Raw genomic sequence first — 21277 nt, forward strand, 5'->3', positions numbered from 1 at the left:
CGCCCCGACCACGGCCGCGGCGCCGGCCCCGAGGCCCGTCGTGCCGAGCACGATCGCCCCGCCGAAGCCCAGCATCGAGACGAACCCGGCGATCACCGGAAGCGACAGCAGTCCGTCGAACAGCCCCTCCAGCGCACCGACGCCGTCGAGGAGTCCTTCGAGGACACCGTCAAAGACCAGAGCGAGCACCAGCAGAACGAGACCTGCGATGCCGAGACCCAGAAACAGAGTCACGGACCTTCACCTCCCCCGCCGTCGTTCACGCTGCGCCACGCGGATGCTCCCATGGGGCGGCTGCGTCCGTCATTGCCGGATTCCGGCAATCCTTGCGTGTTTTGGATGCCGGACCCGAACGGCCGCGCGACAAGGGCGTGGTCATGCGCCCTCGCTGCCCGCTGGGTTCAGGCCAGTGCGAAGTAGCGCAGCCATACGTATCCCGCCGACAACGCCACGGTGACGACCGTGACGACCAGGCCGTACTTGGTGAACTGCCAGAAGGAGATGGGCTGCCGGTTGCGTTCGGCGATGCCGAGGACCACGACGTTGGCGCTCGCGCCGATCGCGGTGGCGTTGCCGCCGAGGTCCGCGCCGAGGGCCAGGGCCCACCACATGACGTGATCGCTCGCGCCCCCCATGTTCTGCACGAGGTCAGAGGTGATCGGGGCCATCGTGGCGACGTAGGGGATGTTGTCGACGATGCCGGACAGCGCGGCCGAGGCGCTCAGCATCAACATGGAGCCCCCGAGTTCGTTGTCGCCGATGGCGTCCGCGAGGGAGCGTGAGATCTCGCCGATGACGCCTGTCTCGATCAGACCGCCGATCATGATGAAGAGTCCCGCGAAGAAGGCGAGCGTGGGCCATTCGACCTCGGCCAGCACCTCGCCCGTCTCCACCGTCGAGATCGCGATGAGCAGACCGGCGCCGAGCAGGGCGACGACGCTGGGCTCGTAATGCAGCACCGGGTGCAGCACGAACCCGGCCACCACCAGGACCAGCACCGCCAAGCCCTGTACGAGGAGGCGGGGGTCCTTGATGGCTTCCTTCTCCTCCAGCGCCATGATCTCCTCGGCGCGCGCCGCGTCGTAGACGAAGGACCTGCGGAACAGGAAGCGGCACAGAGCGATGAGTACGAGGACCAGGATCGCGGAGAGCGGCGCGAGGTGGACCAGGAAGTCGTTGAAGGTCAGGCCGGCCCGGCTGGCGATGATGATGTTGGGCGGGTCGCCCACCAGGGTCGCGGTGCCGCCGATGTTGGAGGCGAACACCTCGGCGATCAGGAACGGGGCGGCGGGAAGCGCGAGCCGCTCGCACACCAGCAGCGTCACCGGAGCGACCAACAGGACCGTGGTGACGTTGTCCAACAGGGCCGAGGCGCAGGCGGTGATGACGACGAGCATCACCATCACCCGGAAGGGCCTGGCTCGAGCCCGCTTGACGGCCCAGATGGCCAGGTACTCGAACATGCCGGTCTTCTTGAGTACGCCGACGATCATCATCATGCCCATGAGCAGGAAGACGACGTTCCAGTCGACTCCGCTGTCCTCGGAGAAGAAGGCCGACTTGTCGTCGGTTGCTCCGATGGCGAGCATCAGCGCGGCGCCGCCGAGAGACGCTCCCACACGATGAATCTTCTCGCTGATGATCAGACCGTAGGTCGCGACGAAGACCACGATCGCCGCCCAGCTCTGCCAGCCGTTCACAATCCTCCGATGAGTCGTCCCGTCAAGCGGGCAGTCGGCACGCCGCGTACCGGACAATCACCTTCCGCGACCCTGTGCCCGCAACCCCCGGCCGGGCGGGCCGGTCCCGGCGGGCTCGGCGAGTTCATGTACCCACACGGCCGACCTCCTTGGCGGTACGGGGCCCTTCGTCACCGCCGGGGACGCCGACGAGGTCCTCGACGTCGAAGAGGCGGGCGATCGGTACGTCGGTGGAGCTGTGCGCGATGATCGAGAACGCGATGCACACGGCGATCAGCGTGAAAGCCTCCTCGCCCTGCGGAATCCCGGCCTGGAGTACCAGCAGCCCGTACACGACCGACGCGAAGCCCTTCGGCCCGAACCAGGCAGCGACCAGCTTCTCCTGGCGGGTGAAACGCGTGCCCAGGAGCGACAGCAGCAGCGATGCCGGACGGACCAGCGCGATCGCCAGGACGACCGCGACGTAGCCGCCGAAGGAGAGGTCCCCGAACAGCTGCGGGGTGAGCAGGGCGCCGAAGACCAGCAGCGCCGCGAACTTCGCCAGCTCCGCCAGAGCCTCACCGAGGGGCTCGAACGACTCCTTCGCCTCCAGTGAGCGTGCCGTGAGCACCGCGCCTGCGGAGAACGCGGCGAGGTAGGGGTTGGCATGCGTCAGATGGCAGGTCGCGTAGAGGATCACGCCGATCGCCAGTGGCAGCAGCGGTTGCAGCTTGGGCTCAGCGCCCAGCAGCCGGAACCGTACGAGTTCGATCACCACGAACGGCAGAACGACGCCGAAGACCAGCCCGAGGACCAGCTCGAGCGCGATCTTCCCCAGCGACGCCTCGGCGTGTCCGGAGGTGGGCCCCGCGGCTGCGATCAGCACGAGCACGACGGGCAGTGCGAGCCCGTCGTTGATGCCGCTCTCCACGTTCAGCAGCTGCCGCAGCTTCGTCGGGACTTCCTTGCGGCCGACGATCGCCGAGGCGAACACCGGGTCGGTGGGCGCCAGCACGGCCCCGACCAGGAACGAGGTCGTCCAGTCCAGGCCCACCAGGTAGTGGGTGATCAGGGCCATGCCGACGAAGGCGAGCGGCATGCCGAGTCCGAGGGCGCGGGCCGGGTTGCGCCAGTTGGAACGCAGCTTGGGGAAGGACACGTGCATGCCGTCGGTGAAGAGCACCGCGAACAGAGCAAGGTCGGCCGTCACGGACACGATCTCGCTGTCGGGCGTGATGTGGATCAACCCCAGGAAACCGTCGCTCACGAGAGCCCCGCCGACCAGGAAGAGGAGGGACGTCGAGAGTACGGTCCGGGCGGCCAGACCTGACAGCAGCACCGCGACGAGCAGCGCCACCCCGAAGACCACGACGAGCACCATGACCTGTACCCCCGATCAGCGAAGAGAGTTGTCCTCAGACGCCGACCAGGCTTCCCGGCACACCGCTGGGAACCCTACAGGTTCTTTACCCGGCATCGACAGGCCATCAGCGGGCACTTTGATGTACCGGACATTGCCGATTCCCGGAAAGAGGCCTCGGGCCGGCTGTGTGTCCTCGTTCCCGGGCGCCGGTGTGCGGGTGAAGCCGACGCGGCTCGGGTCTGACGAGTTGTGTGCCACCGGGGTGGGTGGGACAGCAGTGCTCGCGACAGCATGGCGCCCCCCTGTGCCGGGCCGTCCGGCACCCAGGCTCGCCCGGCCGCCGTGTTCATCATCTGACCCCTCCCGTGGGGAGCGTACGGAGCTGGATGGACCTGTTGTCGAAGCCGCCGATCCTCGACTCGTCGCAGGAGGCGCAGAACAGGTCGACAGGCTGCTTGGCCACGCTGCCGTCGCGGTCGCCCTTGCTGTTCCGCCTGGCGGCGATGCAGTCGGCCTTGATGCACCGGGGCCGAACAGCGCGGCGACAGCTGTCAGCGCCGCACGCGCTCTTCAGGAAAGGTGGCTGGTTGCCCTTCGAGCGCAGGCGTGAACACCTGTGGCGGCTCTGGTCTCGGCGTGCGCGCCATTCCTGTGGCTCGCGCGCCCGCGATCACAACAGGGCTTCGATGCCACGGAGTTCATTGCGTACGAGGTCCGGTCGCGCACGCTTGCGGTCGAGGATGAGGACGAGGAACAGCCCTTCGTGCACGCGGCGGTTCAGGGGGCGGATGAAGTGGAGTTCGGTGTCGAGGGTGACCAGGATGTCCTCGATCTGTTCCGGCTTGTGGCCAGTCAGGTGCAATGCGGACAGATGCGCGCGCACGATGTCGGTGCAGGCGTGGGCAGTCACGTCCAGGTCGAGATCGACGCGACGGCTCCGGGTGCCCAGTGTCATACGGCTGACGTAGTCGACGACGGCTACGCCGAGGGTTCCGTCGAGCCGCATGGCCCAGTTGAGTGCCACCTGGATCGTGGACACGGTTGCCCCTTTCGCCGGTACGCCACATAGTCGTGCCGACCAGGCTTCCCGGCGCTCCAGTCCCGCCGCGGGACCTTGCCGGTACACCGCGCGGCGGTTCATCTTTGCATAGTGCCATGGTTCGGCGCGGTCCGCAGCCCTGTCTGTGGAGTCCTCGCCGAGAAGAGTCCGCCCGGGGTGCTAGGTGAGAGGTACCCGCCGTCACTCCAAGAACCGGGTCGATGACGTGGCCCGGCGCAAGACTGCTGGATCAGGTCAGGACTTCCCCATGGATGACCCAGTGCGCCAGGCTGCACTTCCGTGCTGCCGGTGACGTGGTGTCATCCATGGGGCTGGTGGAGCGGCTTGTCGGATTCGCGGGCTGGCGCGGGCTCTGGCTCGGCGAAGGCCCGGCGTGCTGCGGTCGATGGCGGGGTGTTCAGCCCTTGCGCCGGGTGGCTGGGGTACGGATGGGCCGGGCAGCGGTATGGGGCGGCGTGGTCGACCGACGGTGGTCTGCCAACCATCCAGGCCGACGGTTGGCGGATCGGCACCTGGGTCGACTCCTGCACGGAGCCGGTGACTTCGGGGGTCCGACGAGAAGTATGACTTCAGGCCGGCCGGGGAACGGGCCGTACGTCGCGCCAGAGGCGCAGGTCGGATGAGCTCCCCCCGGGAGGGGGCGGTTACCCCGGCTGGTGCCCCGGGCGGGTCCGAACGCGGGTGCGGGCCCGGAAGATCACCAGCCCCATTGAGGCCGAGGGCTCCTCCGGCTGCCACGGGTCACCCACGCTGGTCATGTGCCCTCCTCCGTCCAGGTGGAACCGTGTGATCCGGTGGCCGTGGAGCCTGTCGACGGCCACCCGGTCGCCCTGTGTCGCTGATCGTGCCGTCATCACTCCTGGGCGCCAGTTGGCGGGCGGCCGTCGGCGCGACTCCCCGAATACATCATTGCACAGTGCAAAATGAGGATGCCAGTCGTGCGCTTCATTTCCCGTGACGGCGGAGCGTGCGCGTTGACGCCCTGCTGGGTCGTCAGGGATGGGGCGCGCGCCCGCAGGGGTTCTCGCCGTCGAGCCGTACGAAGGGGATCTTCTGACCCGCTGCGTGGTACGACGCCTCGGTGCCGTCCATTCGAAGGTTCATGAACGCGCACAGGCGTCGGGCCGTCCGCGGATGCCGGCGCGCGTACTCGGCCATGATGTCGGCGCCTTCCTCGGGGGCGAGGAAGTGGCCGGTGACGGCGAGCGGGTGGTTGCCGACCTGAATGAGGGTCTTCGGCTGTGCGCGCAGATTCCGGTACCAGTCGGCGTTCGGGCCGAAGCCGGAGGCCACGGTCCAGCTTGCGGTGGCGGGGTCGCGGGACACCACTTCGAGGACCGTCATGTGATCCTGGTCGGTCACGCGGCCGGTGTGGTGCAGCAGCAGGAACCGTTTCCCGAAGAGGGGCCCCAGTCCCGTGCGGAAGAGGAGGACCGGCAGCCGTAGGGCCAGACGGCGCCATCCGGTGGGCAGTTGTGGGCGGCCGGTTTCGGTGTCTCTGTCTGCCATCGTCGCCTTCCGTGTGTCCGGGATATCGGCTTTCGGACTCGATTGGGTAAAGGACCTGAGGCCGGGGCGGTGTCGCAGGGGTCACCTTTGCATAGTCTAAAAGTGGGGGAGGGGCGCCTGCGGGAACGGAGGGCGGCTCTCGACAGCCGCTAGACCGCTGGCGTGTGTCATGACGGACCGGAAGCCACCGTCGAGTGGGGCGGTTCTGTCCTGCACGCCGGTCGTGGTGATGGCAGTGGTCGCGGTGATGGACGTCGTGGCCGGTCCTGGCGTCGGTTTCCTCCCGCTCGTCTCGCTCGGCCCCGCGTTCGCCGGGCTGGTCGGCGGATGGCGCCGTACGGTGGCCTTCGGGCTCGCCGCCCTTGTGCTGTGCGTGGCGCTCGGTGTGTACGACGGACTGTTCGAGGAACGCCGCGGCTACACCGCACTGGCCTCGGTGGCCGGTGTCACCGGCGTGGGTGTCGCGGCGGCCGTGATGCGTTCGCGCCGGGAGGCGGAGCTGGCCAGCGTGCGGTCGATCGCGGAGGTCGCGCAGCGGGTGCTGCTGCGTCCGGTGCCCCTCACCGCGGGTCCGCTTCAGGCGGCGGTGTCGTACACCTCGGCGGTCGCTGAGGCGCGCATCGGCGGTGATCTGTACGAGGTGGTGGCCTCGCCGCACGGCATCCGCGTGATCGTCGGCGACGTCCAGGGCAAAGGTCTGGCCGCAGTGGAGACGGCCGCCGTGGTGCTCGGCGCCTTCCGGGAGGCGGCTCACGACGAGCAGGACCTGCTGGGGCTCGGCGAGCGGCTGGAGCGGAGCGTGGCCCGGGAGTTGGAGGGCGAGAAGTTCGTCACCGCGATCCTCGGCCAGATCGGCACGGACGGCGAGGCGGTCTTCCTCAACTACGGCCATCCGGCCCCGATGGTCGTACGACGGGACGGTACCGTCGAGTTCCCGCAGCCCCCCGCCTTCGCCCTTCCCCTCGGGCTGGGCGCCCACGTGGGCGAGGGGCCGGAGCCCTATCGGGTGGACTTCGCCCCAGGAGAACAGCTCCTGCTGTACACCGACGGAGTCACCGAGGCCCGCGACGACGAGGGACACTTCTACCCCGTCGGTGAACGGGCCCACCTGCTGAAGGATCCCGATGCCCACCGCGCCCTGGAGGCGCTGCGGGCGGACCTCGCCCAGCACTCCGGCGGGCCGCCCCACGACGACGCCGCGATGCTCCTGCTGCGTTACCACGGCCATGAGGGTCACGGGGAAGGAAAATCTGTTCCCATCAGGTGAGTGAGCAGGCACTTCGGCACGGTACAAAGGAAGCATGCCGGAGCATGAGGCCCCCGCGGGGGCGATGGACGACGTGGACGTGGTGACCCGATCGGTGCTGACCGCGTCCCGCTTGCTGGTGGCGGTATCCGCCCGTTCCCTCGCAGCAGTCGAGGAGAGAGTGACGCTGCCGCAGTTCCGGATGCTGGTCGTGCTGTCCACCAGAGGCGCCACCAAGCTGGTCACGCTGGCCGACCTGCTGCAGGTCGCGCCGTCCACCGCCATGCGCATGGTCGACCGGCTGATCGCCGCCGGGCTCGCCGACCGGCAGGCCAACCCTGGCAACCGCCGTGAGACCCTGCTCCAGCTCACCGACGAGGGGCGCCGCACGGTCTCCGATGTCACCGCCCGCCGCCGCTCCGAGATCGCCGCGATCGTGGAGAAGCTCAGGCCGACCCAGCGACTGGCCCTGATCGAGGCGCTTGCCGCCTTCAACGAGGCCGGGGGAGAACCTCTCGCACCGGCCCTGGACGAGGCGGAGCCGCACCCGCTGGGCTGGGCGATGGATGTTCCGGTCGGCCGGGACGCCTGATTCCCGACCCGTCGAGGTCGGGCCGGCGTTGCCCTGTCCGCCGCCCGTTTTGCATAATGCAATGGAATCGTGAAGGGGGCCGGTGCTGTCCGGCCTCCCTGGTGCATTGGTCTACGAGCGGAGTGGCAGGCGTGGCGCGACGACATCGGCTCGCGGTCGCGCCTGAGCCGCACCTGATGACGTATCTGCGTTCCACGGTATGGGGGCCGGCCGAGTTCGTCGGGTTGCCGCGTCGGCTCATCACGAGGGCCACTCTGGCCGGGTTCACGACAGCGGGTGCGGTCATCGGCTGCGCGGTCGTCGGTGCGTGGTACGGGGTCTCCTGGCTTGCGGACGGCGAGGCGGGGCTGTTGTGCGTGGCCACGTTCGTTCTCCACCTCGGTGTGAGGCGCGCGGGGCGGGCGCCGGTGGGTGTCGCGGCCGTGCTCGGAGCGTGTCTCGTGTTCCAGGCGTCGCAGGCCGCGGTCGGTCTGGTGCTGGCGGAACGAGGGCGTGCGCAGAGCGTGTTGGTGACCTCGGTCGCAGAGGGTGCCGTCTCCGGGCATGGGCGTTACCTGTGTTCGGTGGTGGACGAGCACGGAGTCCCTCTGAACGTTCGCATCTGGCGCGGCTGCGGACGGGCCACCCAGGCCGGCGACGCGATCGCTGTGGTGCGCGACGTGAAGGGCCGTGTCCCGCCACGAGGCGTGGAGACGGACTCCGCACTGCCGCGCTCACTGAGTGAGCTGGGCGTCTGGGCCATGGCCTTTGCCGCCGCGTCCGTGGTCGCGCTCGTGCGTTCCCACCGGCTCCCCGCGCCTGGACCCGGGCAAAGGGGCGGGAAACGACAGCTGTTCATCCGATGGCAGGGCTGGGGGTAGGTGTCGGTGCACTCGTGTTCACGTCCAGGTCCGGCCTGGGAGTGAGGACCACGACGGGTGCGCCCGGCTGGGGCGCGGGCGGGGTCAGTTGTCCCTTCGGGAGCTTGGGTGGCGTGGTCTGCTGGAAGTTCACCTGCTGGTAGTTGACCATGCCGGTCTTCTCCAGGACCGTGATGTGATCCAGCACGGTGTCGTTGGCCAGGTCGGCCGGCTGGCGCACCAGGGTGTTCTCCGTGGTGGCGCGGATCTTGGCGATAACCGGAAAGATCTGTCCGTGCGTGACCCGCATGATGTTGACGGCGGTCGAGTCGAACTCCCTGCCGGCCTTGGAGTCCGCTGTGGCTACGAATTGCTGCTGCTGAGGGGACGCCTGATTCGGCAGGGTGATGTTCAGCTCCGGGGCGATCCTGCGGCACAGCTGGTCGAGTCCCGCATGGCCGACGACGAGGTGCTGGCCTGCTTCCTTCATCTCGGCCGTCGTCCCTCGCTGCATCGCCAGCTCACCCAGCGGGTATTCCCACAGCCCGGCGGCACGCACCTTGACGACGAAGTCCCGATCGGCCTCCGTCAGCGACCCCCACTGGGTGCTGGCGATGATGCGGGACTGGTTCGTCGAGGCGTTCTGGATGCCCAGCAAGGAGGGGTAGGCGAGCGCGGACAGAGTGAGGACCAGCGCGCCGCCCACGAAGACGGTGCCGAACGTTTTGCCGGAGAAGGGCATGGGGCCTCCCGAGTCGCGGATCCTGTGTCAGGAGGTACGGCCCACTCGACGGTTTTCATCATTGCATGAGGCAAATGTTGCACTCGGTGGCGTGACGTGCATCACTCAATGATCCGCGACCCGGCGGTAGGAAACGTGAGGCCGCGGCTGGCGGCCACAGCCGCGTACGGGCAGTACGGGGTGAAGGGCGCCGTCCGGTGCGCGGCGGTGATTCCCGTGCCGTGCCGGGCGTGCCAGGGTGGCACGGCACAGGCCCTGGTCGAGGTCTCCGCCAGCCCTAGGGGGAATGTTCCGCGTGCTGCAAAGCGCCACCGATCCGCGCAATGTGAACGACGGCGCGGACGGCCGGGCTGCAACCCGGCGCGAGGAACGCCTCCTGGCAGAGCCACCTGCCCGCGATGGGGTTGATCTGAGGGCAGCACGATGGAGAAGGCGTCGGCCTCAACGGCAGCCCGCAGCGCCCGCGCCGGGCCGATGCCACGCATGCTGATGGCTTTGGCCGAGGTGACCGATGCGGGCGGCTTCTCCGGGTCTGGTTCGCCCTCCGCCTCGATCGCGGGCGGGAAGTGCGTCGGCCGTGGATGGCGGGGAGCCCCAGGTGGCGGAAGCTCGGGACAGTGCCGGGGCCGGATACACCACGTGAGTGCTCCACAGGCGCTGGTGCGCCCCGCGCAACGTCATGTCCGCGGTGATCGCCAGTGTGCTCGCGCCGGCGAGAACCCGCTCAACCAGCCGATCATCTCCAGTCAGGCCGCCGGATCGTGCGCCTGCACGGGCTCAGCTTTCGTGAAGGTGTGCGGAGGCCACGCGGCCCGGCCGCATGATGCGTATCTTGTGGCTCTCGCAGGCGGGGCACTGCGGGGACTGCAGGGGTGAGGGCGTGCGCTCGCCGCCGAGGTGATAGACAGCGACGATCCGGGCGTGCTCGTCCACCGTCACATCGATGTCGTACGTGCTCTCCCAGCCGTGTCCGCAGCTGAGGCAGGCGAAGGAGTAGGCGCGCTGGACGTGTTGTGCTGACATGGTTCACCTCCGTAGGGGCGGTTGCTTCTCCAGGCCACCAGTACCCATTTTTGCATAGTGCAATATGGGTGTCGGTGTCCTCTCGGGTCTCGCTCACCCGGCCGTGTGCACCGCGCGCAGCGCGCTCTGATGGCTGAGCCAGCCGACCGGCGAGCCGTGTGCCGGATCGAGGACGGGTACGCCGCTGCCGACGGCCGAGAGCAGGGTGTGCAAGGCCTGCGCGAGGGGCTGGTCGCTCGTGACGGGAGCGGGCATCTCGGCCAGCTGGCCGACTTCGGCCGGTGCGGCGTCCGGCTGTTCGGTCAGTGCCTCGGCGATCGCCTGGGCGGTGACGACGCCCACGTAGCGCCCGGAGTCGTCGACCACCGGCAGTGCTCCGTATCCGGACAGGCTCAACAGGTCTGCGGCGTCGGTGAGTTCGGTCGACGCCGACAGCGAGGAAGGGAGGGGGTCCATGACGGAACCCACCTGCTGGGCACCGATCCGTGCTCCGGGGGCGGCACCTTCGAGGTCGACGCCGCGGCGGCGCAGCTTGAGGGTGTAGATCGTGTCGCGGGTCAGCAGCCGGCTGGTGGCGGTGGCCAGCACGATGGCCAGCATCAGCGGCAGGATGATCGAGTACTCTCCGGTGAGCTCGAACAGGATGACCACGGCCGTGATCGGCGCCCGCGCGGCCCCGGCGAACACCGCGCCCATGCCCACCAGCGCGTACGCCCCCACGGAGCCGGCCGTGTCGGGCAGCAGGTGATGGACGCCCGTGCCGTAGGCCGCGCCGAGCATCGCTCCGATGAACAGGCTGGGCGCGAACACGCCGCCCGAGCCGCCGATCCCGATGGTCAGACTGGTTGCCAGCATCTTGCCGGCGAGCAGCAGGAGCAGGAAGCCGACCGCGTACCCGCCGGTGGTGGCCTTCTCCAGCACCGGATAGCCGACCCCGTACATCTCCGGCAGGGCTAGCAGCAGCAGGCCCAGTGCCAGTCCGCCGACCGCTGGGCGCAGCCACTCCGGGCCGCGCCAGGCCCAGTCACAGGCGTCCTCGATCAGGTAGAGCACCCGCGCGAACCCCACGCCGACCACCGCGGCGAAGGCACCGAGCAGGGCGAACAGGCCGTACTGCGCGAAGTGGTCGACATGGAAGGTGGGCAGTTGCAGGAAGGCGGTGTCACCGAAAGCGGCCCGGCCGATCACGCTCGCGGTGACGCTGGCCAGCACGGTCGCGCCGAACGCCTCGGCGGAGAAGGTGCCGAGGATCAGCTCCATGGCGAAGAAGACCCCGGCGAGCGGTGCGTTGAAGGTCGCGGCGATGCCGCCGGCCGCACCACATGCCACCAGCAGCTTCATCCGGTGCTCGGTGACCTTCGTCAGCCGGCCCAGCGTGGAGCCGAGCGCCGAACCGATCTGCACGATCGGCCCCTCGCGGCCCACCGAACCGCCGGAGCCGATGGTCAGGGCGGAGGCCAGCGTCTTGACCACCGCCACCTTCGGGCTGATCCGGCCGCCGCGCTGGGCGACGGCCAGCATCACCTCGGGCACGCCGTGACCGCGCGCCTCTTTGGCGAACCGGTTCACCAGCGGCCCGTACAACAGACCGCCGAGCACCGGCACGATCAGGACGAAGTACGGACCGAGCCAGGGCACGTGCGGGTTGCCGGAGCCGGGCACGGCCGCGTAGTCCGCGTGCCCGGAGAACAGGTGGGTGAAGGCCGTGATGCACCAGCGGAAGACGATGGAACCCGCGCCCGCCCCGGCGCCGACCACCACGGCGAGTGCCATCAGGCCCCAGGGCGCGGTAGCCAGCCTTGCCGCGCCGCGTGCGGACGCGCTGATGTCGTTCGTGGTGCGAGTGCGCTCGTTTCGTTCGGCCGTCTGCCGGGCCGCCTGTTCGGCCGCCTGAGTGGTGCCCATTCGTTCCCCTTCCTTACGTTTGCATTATGCAAAGCGTGTCAAGGGGGCGCCACGCCGGGGTGTCCTCAGCCCGCGGTGACGAGCGCCTGGACGCGGACCAGCCCCGCCAGGCCGCACTGAAGCACGACAGCCTGCCTCGGCCCGATCGACTCAGAAACCGACGACACGGTCCTCCCGATCGCACTCGCCGCCCAGCCTCGGACCAGATCACCACGCGGGCGTCAGTGCACCACCCCAGCGGACGTGAACCGCATCACGAAGGCCACCAGACAATTCCAGCACGTGATCGGGACTCCGCTGGTGACCTATTGCGTGCTCACCGCGCATTCGCAGCGGTCCGTGCCTCGTGGGCAGTCCTGCCACTCCGCTTCTCGGCCGTGCCCCCGGACGTGGACCGGTGCCATCTGCATACGGCAGGCCGAACGTTCGCCGCCCTAGCAGTGGCACAGATGCGGAGCCGGGGCCTGCCGGAGCATCTGCGGGGCGCGGTCCATCTGCGCCTTGGGCATGCGTTTCGCTGACTTCCGGCCGAAGTCGGGGCTGCCGTGACGTGTCGGCGGGCGGTGACGGATCATCAAACTCATGTCTCACACATCTCGACGAAGACTTCTTGCCGCCCTGGCGGTCTCTGCTGCCGCCCCGCTCACAGGTCTGGCCGCTGTCCCGGCGCGTGCCGCCGCGCTCGCTGACGTGCCTGTCCTCCCGGGGCCGGGCGGACTGTCGTCGGCCCGTTCGTGGGTGTCCATGGCGCCGCTCGGCGCCGCGCACTTCACCCCGGTGTGCCTTGCCACCCCTCTTACCGCAACCGTGCTCTCCGGTTCTCCGGCCCGTACCGAGGTGACCTCCGGAGGAAAGCGCGTCGCGCTGTTGACCCATGGTGCGCGAACGGTCGTACTGCCCGGCCCCGAGCGCACATTCGCGGAGAACAAGCGACCTTTCGCGGACGACTTCCAGCGGACGCTGCCGGACCTCACACTGGAGGAGGCCGAGCGGGTGTACTGGGGCACCTCGCCGGGCGGCGGCAGGTGGGTGACGTCCGAAACCTTCAGGACCGACTTCTCCGTGGTGCCGGGTACCGGATTCATCGACCTCACGACTGCCGGGTACAGCCGGTACGCCAGCCTGCGCGACGACGAGATCACCGATGTGGACGTGCGCTGCACGGCCGTCCTGGACAAGGTCCCGACGGGCCAGGCCTGTTCGTTCGGGCTGACCTTCGGCTACGGCAGCACCCAGAACAACTACCGGGCCCGGTTGTCCTTCCTCACCTCCGGGGCGGTCGAGATGAGGTTGGAGAAGGAGGTCGCCGACAGCGTGACATCGCTGGCGACGGCGATCACTCTGGCCACCGGCGTGCCGGCGGGGACCGAATGGACGATCCGGGTGCGACGGGAGGGCACCCGGATCCAGGCGAAGGCCTGGCGGTCCGCGTCGTCGGAGCCGGTTTCATGGGCCTTCGACCTGTCCGACTCCACACCCGCGCTGACCAGGGGGCGGGTGGGCGTGCGCGCCTTGGCGAACGAGGGCTGCACCAACTTGCCCGTCCGGCTGTCCGTCAGCCGCTTCGAGGTGGACGCCGCGAACTGGGCGGTCCTGCCGACCGTCACCCACGGTGACTGGGTGCGTGTGCTGCCCGAGCCGTTCGACGGCACCTGGACAGCCGGTCTGGAGCAGACGGTCCGAGGCTGGGCCGGATCCACCGTCCCGGACGTTCTCGCCCACGCTGCGATGTTCCTCGGTGGCGCTGCGGCGGTCACGGCAGGCGCAGGACCGGCCCAGGGAAGGCCAGTACTGGGCGAGTCCGGCTACGGCTACCTCGACGCGCACGGCTACCCGTTCGAGGGCGCCGACTTCCACGAGTACATGAAGGTGGGGTGGACCTTCCCGGACGGTACGTACACGGGGCCGTCCAGCAAGCAGGTCGGCAACCTCGACTGCTCGGGCTATACGCGCATGGTCTACGGCTACCACTTCGGCGTGCCCCTGGCCGCCGGGGAGGACACCTCCGGTATGCGCATCCCGCGCAAGTCACGGCACATCGCCGACTACGCGCCGGGTGTGGTCGTCGACCGGTCCACGGGAACCGCGCCGCCGACCGCAGCCCTGCTCCAACCCGGCGACCTGGTGCTGTTCAACGCCGACTCCAGTGATGACGGGGTCAGTCAGACGATCGACCACGTCGGTATCTACCTCGGCCTCGACGGCGACGGCAAACGGCGCTTTCTCTCCAGCCGAAAGACGGTCAACGGGCCCACGATGTCGGACCTCGGCGGCGCTTCCCTCCTCGACGGCTCGGGCACGTACGCCAGGACGCTGCACACCGTGCGCCGTATCTGAATTCCTCTCGGCAGCCACCACCTTTTCGTGCGCCGGTGGGGGTCAAGACCGGAGCCGGGCGGTGCCCCTCCATGTGGCCAGGGATGCCCACGCTCGCCGTGCTGTACCCCGGACATGTCGCAGGCCGCGCACACTTCGGTGCTGGACCAGGCCGAACCAGCCTGGTCCAGCACCGAAGCAGGCGCACCGCGGATCCGTCTCCAAGGTGATCCATGACACCGCTGTGACCGGAAGCGGTGCCCGCCACAGCTCGCTGGGAGTGTCCCCTGGTGAGGTGAGTGCATGCCCACCGCTTCACGCACCACTCCTGCCGTCGTCGCAGTCGCCCGGATACTCGCCGGCTGCGGTTCCCGGAGGGCATCACCCGGCACGGACGACGACAGAGGCGGCCCCGTGAAAGCCGTGGTGCTGTGTCCGTCGGACTGGCGGCGTGAAGATCACCGAGCTGTACGCCTGGGGCCCGAAGAGCGGGCGCGCGGGAGTCGACTACAGCGCGGACCTCGAGATGACCAATCAACAGACGAGGACCGCGACTTACACGCTGACCTTCGGCTTTCTCTCGGCTTCCTCTCAGCCTCCGGAAGCGCGGTCGGCAACGCGGGGCAGACCGTCGAGGCGGTTGGGGCGGGTCAGGCCGTCAAGGGCACCGTCGTCATGGGGTAGGGGGATGAGCACGCACCCGAAGTGACGGGAGTGAAGGTGATCAAGGTGCGGAGCGTTCCCGAGGCCGAGGCATCGTCCGACTCGGGAACGTGCCCGGAGTCCGGCATGCGCCTCTACGCCGACCAGGGGGACGCGGCCATGGGCCTGCGTGCCGTCGGCCTCCACCTGGTCAACTGCGTTACCCGGCCCATCCGTCTCGAGGGGCACCCGAAGACTCGGAGGGGACAGCCCCCGACCGGTCGTCCTGCGCCCGGGGGAGGCTGCGGCGGCCGGCCTGGCCCGGCGCAACACCACCCAGGCCGGTGAAACGGTCAATGCGCCGTACGACCGCGTCTGGGCCACGCCCTCTGCCGACCCTGTGATGGCCGTGCCGGAACTCGAACCTCGGCACGACGGGGCAACTCGGCGCCGATCCGTGGCGGAAGGACGGGACGTACAGGGATCCCGCCGTCGGCGCGCGTCCGTGATCGTGCGTCACTGCGCCACGCATGTATGGAGAGTGCGTATGGCGCTCGACGTCACAGTTGTCATCTGCCTCGGCGCGGTGCGGTGCAGCAGGTCAAAGCGTCGGTCCGTACGGTTGCCAGGAGGCTGCAGAGGCCTCCCCCTTCACGCTGGACCGGGCCTCGGGAATGGTGCATCACGGTATTTCGGGCAGCCTGTTTCCGTCTGGTACCAGTCCGATGCCAGGCTTCGGAGCGTCCTTCATTCCGAGTGGGCCGACGCGAGTCGTCCGAGCGAGACCGCCGGGTCGCCCGGAGCGTCGTGGTCCTGAACAAGCCTGGCCGCGGGGCCTGTTGCGCGCGGATCACTCGTACGCAGCGGTTGGCCCCCGCTGACGGCCGGGGACGTAAGGATTTCGTCATCTCGTCTCCGGCTGTGTGACGGCCCCACGAAACGTTGAATGAGGTGCCGACAGCAAGATCCGTGGAAGTGAGGCTGGGATGGGGCGCGTGCGCGAGACGTTGGGCAGGCCATTGGTCGTGGGGGTGCTGACGGTGGCGGTTGCTGCCGTCGGCTTCGGGCTGTACTGGTTCCAGCCGTGGAAGCTGTGGCAGGACGAGACGGTGGAGGAGGCACTGCCCGGAGTCGTGGCCACGTCGCCCCCGTCGGCGGTCGAGCCCACGGCCTCCGCGTCGGCGGCGCCCAGCCCCAAGGCGGGGCCGCAGACGGTGGCGAGTGGTGACCTGATCAGTCATGAGCACGCCACCTCGGGCACGGTGAAGCTAGTGCAGCTCGCGGACGGCTCACATGTCGTCCGGCTGGAGAACCTCGACACCAGCAACGGCCCGGACCTGCGGGTGTGGCTGACCGACGCTCCGGTGAAGGAGGGAACCGCGGGCTGGCGGGTGTTCGACGATGGCAAACACGTCAGCCTCGGCAAACTCAAGGGCAACAAGGGCAGCCAGAACTACACCGTGTCCGCCGATGTCGATCTCTCGGGGTTCACCAGCGTGAGCATCTGGTGCGACCGCTTCGACGTGTCCTTCGGCGCGGCCGAACTCGCCCGCGCCTGACGGGGATCGGCCGACGGCGCGAGGGGGATCGGGAAACGGTCGGCAGGCGGCCGCCGACCGAGGTCTTCCTCTGGTAGGGGAACGGATCCGTTGATGCCGCTGCCTCGTTGGGGCCGCCCAGGACGTGCGCATCGGGCCCCGCGGGAGACCCTCGCTCCTGGTCCTGCCCGGTGCACCCCGGCGCGTGAACGCGGCGGGTGGCTCTTGCGTATCCACCTCGGGCCAAGAGGCCTGCCGGGCGGAGGTAGGGGTGAGCATCCAGGGCGAGGTTCGCGCGATCGGGCAGAGTGCCCCGTCCCGGACGCTGACCGGCCGCGTCACGGCAGGTGTGAGGGCCGGGACGCTCGCTCTGGCCGGGAGCGTCATCGCCGCCCTGGGACATCACGCGGTCGCGGACGGCGTGGTGCCGTGGCGGCTCGTGCTGCTGCTGGCGGGAGCCCAGTTCGCCGCCATGTGGCCCGTGGCCCGGCGGCGGTTCTCCCTGCGCTCTGCCCTCGGCTCGGCCCTCGCCGTGCAGGGCGCGATGCACCTGGCGCTCACCGTCGCGGGCACGTCGGATCCGGACCTGGGAGGCATGCGCCGTCCCGTGCTCTCCGCCGCGGCCGGAGGGCACACCTGGCAGCACTTCTCCACCGCCATGAGCGCCGTCCACCTGCTGTCCGCGCTGGTGGTGATCTGGCTGCTGCACCGCGCAGACGCGGCCGTGGCGGTCGCCCTGGGGATCGCGCGTGCCGTAAGGGGGGCACCGTGAGTGCGACCACGGGCGCTCCCGGTTGTGGCACCGGTGGTGTGACCTGGCCGGACGGAAGCTTCGGGGGGCTGGTCTCCATGTTGTTGACCTGGTCGAAGTTCACGAGCTCCGTCTTCTCCATCATCGTGATGTGGTCCAGGACCACATCATTGGCCTGGTCGGCCAGTTGACGTACGAGGGTGTTCTCGGTGGTGGCGCGGATCTTGGCGATCGCGGAAAAGATCGAGCCGTGCGTGACGCGCAGGATGTTGGCCAGGTCCGAGTCGAATTGCCTGCCGGAGTCCGACTTGAACTTCTCCAGGAAACCCTGCTGTTGGGGGGTGGTCTGGTTGGGGATGGTGATGTCGAGTTCGGGGCGATCCTTCGGCAGCTGGCGTCGAGAGCGGCGTGCCCGATGACCAGGTGCCGACCTGCGTCGCGTACGGCGGCGGTTGTCCCCTCCTCCATGGCCAGTTGTCCTGAGGGGCCTTCCCAGAGTCCGGCGGAGCGGACGAAGACGACGAAGTTGCGGTCCGCCTCGGTGAGTGGTCCCCACTGGGTGCTGGCGATCACGCGGGACTGGTTGGTGGACGCGTTCTGGACGCCGAGCATGCTCGGGTAGGCCAGGGCGATGAGGGCCACGGTGAGCGTCCCGCCGACGAAGACGGTTCCGAGCGTGCTGCGCGAGATGGGCATCGGGCCTCCTGGGACGGAAAGCGGTACGCCGAGAGGTACGGAGTGCAAGGGAAAGGGAACCTTTGTGCTGCGCAAAGATTGCACTATGCCAGTAACTGTTCGGGCGCCCCGGTGCGCGGGGTCGCGGTCGCACGGCTGTCGGTGGGGCCCGCCGGTGTCCAGTGGCGGCTCATCGCTTCACTGACGAGCCGTCAACGGCGCACAGCACATCGCCGATGACAAGCTTCCGCACAGTGGTGATCCACCGCCTGTCTCGGATGGTGCCTCACGGGCCGGTCGCTCGCCGATCGGGACCGAGGGGCACCTTCGGCACGGGGCCGTCGGGGACGCTGGTGCAGCCTTTGCCACTGATCGTGGTGGGGGCGGCCGGCTGCGACGATGCACGCTGGGCGGTGATGTGCTGGGCCGCCCGGCGCGCATCGGCACGCCACGTCCACCGAGTTCGGAAGGTCACCGCTGCTTGTACCGTGCCAAGTCCCCGGTACTCGTTGCCGGGCCGACAGGACCTGAGACTTCGGCGAGGTCACTGTGGTGATGCGCAGGCATGGTCCTCGTTGGGGAGTGCTGACGCTGTTTGCCCCATTCCACGTGTGCTGGTACACGATCACGATCAGCTATGGGCTGGTGGCCGGCCGCAATGGCGCGGCTGTCGAGGACATGATTCATCGGTTTCGGCTGCCTTGCGGCGCCGGCCGAGAACGCCTCGGACCATGTGGCTGCGGGATCGTGGCCACACCCCGAGGCGCAGTCCCCGGCGTCCACTAGGCTCGACGTTCCACGCCGGGGAACAGCAATACCGCAGGAGGGGCGCGCATGTCCGAGGAGCACGAGGGCGTCGTGATGTACTGGCGGCCCGGCTGCGTGTTCTGCATGAACCTGCGGCTGAGCCTGCTCTTCACCCGCCTTCGCTACACCAAGCGGAACATCTGGCGGGACAAGGACGCGGCGGCGTTCGTCCGCTCCGTCGCGGACGGGAACGAGACGGTACCGACCGTCACCGTGGCCGGGCACGCGATGGTCAACCCATCGAAGCGCCAGCTGCTGGATGCCGTCCGCGAGTACGCGCCGCATCTGCTGTAGTCCTGACGCGGCGTGACAGGAGGCGGAGCGTCGCAAGGGCCGGTACTCAAGGGGTGTTGCACGAGGCCGTGAGCTGGATCTCCCATGTATGGATGGGGTCTTACGGGCTCGGCGGGTGTGGGTGTGGACGTTCACGAGACTACGGGCGACGCAGTGCTATGAGCTGTTGAAGGTGGTGCCGCAACTGGGCACGCTGTTCGGCGTCTCTTCCTCCACGGCGTGCCGTGTCATCCAGCGGCTTGGTCCGCTGCAGGTGCGACAGCCTCGGTGGGCGGACCCGGATTCCGGCACCCGTGTTCTCCCCCGTCGCGGCAACGATCGCGTCGGACACCATGCCCGCTCTGCGGCAATTCTCGATCACCACGCTGCAGAAGGTCAGCGCGGTCGGTGTCGCGGGAACTTCCTCACGGCCGTACTGGCGGCGGCTGCACGTCCCTGACTATCAACCACCTGCATCGGATACTTTCTTGCAGGCCCGCGACGCTTCGCCGAGATCGGGGTAGAGAAAAGCCGACCGGTCGACGTCCGCTGCATGAAAGGCGCTGCGCGTATCCGGCCCCACGACCACGGTGAGCACACCACCTGCGGCTCGGATCGTGCGCCGTGTCGCAGCCAGAAGCTGGACGCCGGCGCGGTCGATGCCTGTCACTTGCTGGACGTCCACCACGAAGTGGCGGTGTCCCACACGCAGAAGCCGGACGAGCGGCTCGCACAATGCGGGGGCCGAAGCCGCGTCGAAAACACCCTCTGCTTCGACGATCAGCAGGCCGCCATCGGCCCAGCGGGGCGTGAGGTGCAACGGCCGTACCTTCATGGCTGCCTCCCGCTCGCAGTTGCTGCCGCATCCAGGCGACTGCCGCCGACCCCGCCGCCGGACGGCTTTCGGCTCGCCTGCCCCGGTTCTTGACTGTCATGCGGACTTGACCGCAGGCAGCGCCGAGTGACAGTCGTGCGGACTGGTAGCGGAAGGGACCTGCCGACCCCGGTGACGTCTGGGTGTCGCAGAGGAGAGGACCGGGACGCGAAGCAGGTTCTTCGGGTTTCTAGATCACGGGGCTGTCCTTGAACGCCAAGCCCAGATCGGCCAGCTTCTCCTTGACCTCGTCGACGGACTTCGCGCCGAAGTTGCGGATGTCGCGGAGGTCGGCCTCGGAGCGGGCGACCAACTCCTCCACGGAGTGGATGCCTTCACGCTTGAGGCAGTTGTAGGAGCGGACGGTGAGCTCCAGCTCCTCGATCGGCCGAGTCAGATCGGCGGCAAGAGCGGTCTCCGTGGGGGAGTGGCCCATGTCGATGCCCTCGGCGTCGATGTTCAGCTCGCGGGCGAGACCGAACAGCTCGACCAGGGTCTTGCCGGCGGAGGCCATGGCGTCACGGGGACGCATCGCCTGCTTGGTCTCGACGTCGACGATCAGCTTGTCGAAGTCGGTGCGCTGCTCGACACGGGTCGCCTCGACCTTGTACGTGACCTTGAGCACGGGGCTGTAGATGGAGTCGACCGGGATACGGCCGATCTCCTGGCCCACCTGCTTGTTCTGCACGGCGGAGACGTAACCGCGGCCGCGCTCGACCGTGAGCTCCATCTGCAGTTTGCCCTTGCCGTTGAGCGTGGCCAGGACGAGGTCGGGGTTGTGCACCTCCACCGTGCTCCGTAGGGCGATGTCGGCGGCGGTGACCGTCCCCGGGCCCTGCTTGCGCAGGTACATCACCACCGGTTCGTCGTCGTCGGAGGAGACGACCAGCTGCTTGATGTTGAGGATCAGGTCGGTGACGTCCTCTCTTACGCCCGGCACGGTGGTGAACTCGTGCAGGACTCCGTCGATGCGGATGCTGGTGACAGCGGCACCGGGTATCGAGGAAAGAAGCGTACGGCGGAGGGAGTTGCCGAGGGTGTAGCCGAAGCCCGGCTCCAGCGGCTCGATCACGAACCGGGAGCGGAACTCGTCGACGACCTCTTCGGCCAATGACGGACGCTGGGCAATCAGCATGAGGTGAAGCCTCCGGCTATTCGGTGCCCAGCACCCGGCGTCATGGAAGTCAAGGTGCTGGCAATCTCTCGGTCTGGTTGAGGATCGGAATGGCATCGAGTCCCGCAACGAAGGCCAACCCCGAGTCGCAGGCGTGCCGTTGTCGCGGAGCAGGCAGGCCGCCTCGAGTGGATGCTCGGCATCGCTGGTGGAGACCGGCCACGGGTCGGTCGCTCTCGGTGCGCTCAGGGTGATGTGCCCGGATGTGTGTGTGCAGATGTTTCGTGGTCTTCCCCGCTCGGCCCCGTGGCTTGCGACGTCGTTACTTC

At 68.7% G+C, this 21277-nt stretch carries 17 protein-coding genes and 3 pseudogenes; 9 read left to right on the forward strand and 11 right to left on the reverse strand.

Annotated features, from left to right (window positions below; all coding sequences use genetic code 11):
• The 5 genes and pseudogenes from EHS43_RS08460 to EHS43_RS08480 form a co-directional block, all read right to left on the reverse strand.
• A pseudogene (locus EHS43_RS08460) lies at positions 1 to 234 on the reverse strand (hypothetical protein); the annotation flags it as partial.
• Positions 235 to 401: 167 nt separating this feature from the next.
• Positions 402 to 1700: an SLC13 family permease gene (locus EHS43_RS08465; RefSeq protein WP_125189914.1), complete on the reverse strand. Its 1299-nt coding sequence runs from the start codon at positions 1698 to 1700 to the stop codon at positions 402 to 404.
• Between the two features lie 124 nt (positions 1701 to 1824).
• Positions 1825 to 3060 (reverse strand): sodium:proton antiporter, encoded by a 1236-nt coding sequence (locus EHS43_RS08470; protein WP_125189915.1) that lies wholly within the window; start codon positions 3058 to 3060, stop codon positions 1825 to 1827.
• A 652-nt stretch (positions 3061 to 3712) separates the two neighbouring features.
• The gene (locus tag EHS43_RS08475) at positions 3713 to 4183 is read right to left on the reverse strand and encodes a hypothetical protein (protein ID WP_260470438.1); all 471 of its coding nucleotides are present in this window, start codon (positions 4181 to 4183) and stop codon (positions 3713 to 3715) included.
• A 912-nt stretch (positions 4184 to 5095) separates the two neighbouring features.
• Entirely contained in the window at positions 5096 to 5611 is a 516-nt protein-coding gene (locus EHS43_RS08480; protein WP_125189916.1) for a nitroreductase family deazaflavin-dependent oxidoreductase, read from the reverse strand.
• 169 nt (positions 5612 to 5780) lie between these two features.
• Here EHS43_RS08480 and EHS43_RS08485 point away from each other — a divergent pair, with 169 nt between their 5' ends.
• The 3 genes from EHS43_RS08485 (at position 5781) to EHS43_RS08495 (ending at position 8309) form a co-directional block, all read left to right on the forward strand.
• Positions 5781 to 6878: a PP2C family protein-serine/threonine phosphatase gene (locus EHS43_RS08485; RefSeq protein WP_125189917.1), complete on the forward strand. Its 1098-nt coding sequence runs from the start codon at positions 5781 to 5783 to the stop codon at positions 6876 to 6878.
• A gap of 34 nt (positions 6879 to 6912) precedes the next feature.
• Positions 6913 to 7449, forward strand: a complete 537-nt coding sequence (locus EHS43_RS08490; protein WP_125189918.1) for a MarR family winged helix-turn-helix transcriptional regulator — start codon at positions 6913 to 6915, stop codon at positions 7447 to 7449.
• 131 nt (positions 7450 to 7580) lie between these two features.
• Complete coding sequence (locus EHS43_RS08495) at positions 7581 to 8309, forward strand: hypothetical protein (protein WP_260470439.1); 729 nt, start codon at positions 7581 to 7583, stop codon at positions 8307 to 8309.
• On the opposite strand, the gene EHS43_RS08500 is transcribed toward EHS43_RS08495, so the two are convergent.
• The 3 genes from EHS43_RS08500 to EHS43_RS08510 all read right to left on the reverse strand — a co-directional run bounded on the left by EHS43_RS08500 (position 8284) and on the right by EHS43_RS08510 (position 11826).
• Positions 8284 to 9030 (reverse strand): DUF4142 domain-containing protein, encoded by a 747-nt coding sequence (locus EHS43_RS08500; protein WP_125189919.1) that lies wholly within the window; start codon positions 9028 to 9030, stop codon positions 8284 to 8286. The genes EHS43_RS08495 and EHS43_RS08500 overlap by 26 nt on opposite strands.
• A 777-nt stretch (positions 9031 to 9807) precedes the next feature.
• On the reverse strand, positions 9808 to 10053 hold the full coding sequence (locus tag EHS43_RS08505) for a hypothetical protein (protein WP_125189920.1): 246 nt from the start codon (positions 10051 to 10053) through the stop codon (positions 9808 to 9810).
• Positions 10054 to 10146: 93 nt separating this feature from the next.
• Positions 10147 to 11826, reverse strand: coding sequence for a chloride channel protein (locus tag EHS43_RS08510; RefSeq protein ID WP_185806164.1), 1680 nt, complete (start codon positions 11824 to 11826; stop codon positions 10147 to 10149).
• Between the two features lie 876 nt (positions 11827 to 12702).
• Between EHS43_RS08510 and EHS43_RS08515 the strand changes: the two genes are divergently transcribed.
• The 4 genes from EHS43_RS08515 (at position 12703) to EHS43_RS08530 (ending at position 17226) form a co-directional block, all read left to right on the forward strand.
• Positions 12703 to 14295, forward strand: a complete 1593-nt coding sequence (locus tag EHS43_RS08515; protein WP_260470441.1) for a C40 family peptidase — start codon at positions 12703 to 12705, stop codon at positions 14293 to 14295.
• A gap of 801 nt (positions 14296 to 15096) precedes the next feature.
• Positions 15097 to 15264, forward strand: a complete 168-nt coding sequence (locus EHS43_RS47510; protein WP_260470442.1) for a hypothetical protein — start codon at positions 15097 to 15099, stop codon at positions 15262 to 15264.
• A 638-nt stretch (positions 15265 to 15902) separates the two neighbouring features.
• Positions 15903 to 16475 carry a DM13 domain-containing protein gene (locus EHS43_RS08525; protein ID WP_125189922.1) on the forward strand — a complete coding sequence of 191 codons (573 nt, stop codon included), beginning with the start codon at positions 15903 to 15905 and terminating at the stop codon, positions 16473 to 16475.
• A 250-nt stretch (positions 16476 to 16725) separates the two neighbouring features.
• Positions 16726 to 17226 (forward strand): hypothetical protein, encoded by a 501-nt coding sequence (locus EHS43_RS08530; RefSeq protein ID WP_185806162.1) that lies wholly within the window; start codon positions 16726 to 16728, stop codon positions 17224 to 17226.
• Here the strand turns inward: EHS43_RS08530 and EHS43_RS47515 are convergent.
• Positions 17213 to 17901, reverse strand: a pseudogene (locus EHS43_RS47515) (DUF4142 domain-containing protein); the annotation flags it as partial. The gene EHS43_RS08530 and the pseudogene EHS43_RS47515 overlap by 14 nt on opposite strands.
• 813 nt (positions 17902 to 18714) lie before the next feature.
• Between EHS43_RS47515 and EHS43_RS08540 the strand changes: the two are divergent.
• Positions 18715 to 18981 carry a glutaredoxin domain-containing protein gene (locus EHS43_RS08540; RefSeq protein WP_125189923.1) on the forward strand — a complete coding sequence of 89 codons (267 nt, stop codon included), beginning with the start codon at positions 18715 to 18717 and terminating at the stop codon, positions 18979 to 18981.
• 88 nt (positions 18982 to 19069) lie between these two features.
• Positions 19070 to 19249, forward strand: a pseudogene (locus tag EHS43_RS47520) (IS5/IS1182 family transposase); the annotation flags it as partial.
• A gap of 174 nt (positions 19250 to 19423) precedes the next feature.
• Here EHS43_RS47520 and EHS43_RS08550 read toward each other — a convergent pair.
• Positions 19424 to 19795: an STAS domain-containing protein gene (locus tag EHS43_RS08550; protein ID WP_125189924.1), complete on the reverse strand. Its 372-nt coding sequence runs from the start codon at positions 19793 to 19795 to the stop codon at positions 19424 to 19426.
• Positions 19796 to 20024: 229 nt separating this feature from the next.
• Positions 20025 to 20969 (reverse strand): DNA-directed RNA polymerase subunit alpha, encoded by a 945-nt coding sequence (locus tag EHS43_RS08555; RefSeq protein ID WP_125189925.1) that lies wholly within the window; start codon positions 20967 to 20969, stop codon positions 20025 to 20027.
• Between the last annotated feature and the right edge of the window lie 308 nt (positions 20970 to 21277).

The organism is Streptomyces sp. RP5T, from assembly GCF_003933965.1.
GTDB lineage: Bacteria > Actinomycetota > Actinomycetes > Streptomycetales > Streptomycetaceae > Streptomyces.

Bases quoted from the DNA above. Each gene is read 5' to 3' on its own strand.
- EHS43_RS08515 (WP_260470441.1), top strand. From the start codon at position 12,703: ATGGCGCCGCTCGGCGCCGCGCACTTCACCCCGGTGTGCCTTGCCACC.
- EHS43_RS08480 (WP_125189916.1), bottom strand. From the start codon at position 5,611: ATGGCAGACAGAGACACCGAAACCGGCCGCCCACAACTGCCCACCGGA.
- EHS43_RS47510 (WP_260470442.1), top strand. From the start codon at position 15,097: ATGGGCCTGCGTGCCGTCGGCCTCCACCTGGTCAACTGCGTTACCCGG.
- EHS43_RS08490 (WP_125189918.1), top strand. From the start codon at position 6,913: ATGCCGGAGCATGAGGCCCCCGCGGGGGCGATGGACGACGTGGACGTG.
- EHS43_RS08475 (WP_260470438.1), bottom strand. From the start codon at position 4,183: ATGAACCGCCGCGCGGTGTACCGGCAAGGTCCCGCGGCGGGACTGGAG.
- EHS43_RS08500 (WP_125189919.1), bottom strand. From the start codon at position 9,030: ATGCCCTTCTCCGGCAAAACGTTCGGCACCGTCTTCGTGGGCGGCGCG.
- EHS43_RS08555 (WP_125189925.1), bottom strand. From the start codon at position 20,969: ATGCTGATTGCCCAGCGTCCGTCATTGGCCGAAGAGGTCGTCGACGAG.
- EHS43_RS08505 (WP_125189920.1), bottom strand. From the start codon at position 10,053: ATGTCAGCACAACACGTCCAGCGCGCCTACTCCTTCGCCTGCCTCAGC.
- EHS43_RS08550 (WP_125189924.1), bottom strand. From the start codon at position 19,795: ATGAAGGTACGGCCGTTGCACCTCACGCCCCGCTGGGCCGATGGCGGC.
- EHS43_RS08470 (WP_125189915.1), bottom strand. From the start codon at position 3,060: ATGGTGCTCGTCGTGGTCTTCGGGGTGGCGCTGCTCGTCGCGGTGCTG.
- EHS43_RS08540 (WP_125189923.1), top strand. From the start codon at position 18,715: ATGTCCGAGGAGCACGAGGGCGTCGTGATGTACTGGCGGCCCGGCTGC.
- EHS43_RS08510 (WP_185806164.1), bottom strand. From the start codon at position 11,826: ATGGCACTCGCCGTGGTGGTCGGCGCCGGGGCGGGCGCGGGTTCCATC.
- EHS43_RS08525 (WP_125189922.1), top strand. From the start codon at position 15,903: ATGGGGCGCGTGCGCGAGACGTTGGGCAGGCCATTGGTCGTGGGGGTG.
- EHS43_RS08485 (WP_125189917.1), top strand. From the start codon at position 5,781: ATGACGGACCGGAAGCCACCGTCGAGTGGGGCGGTTCTGTCCTGCACG.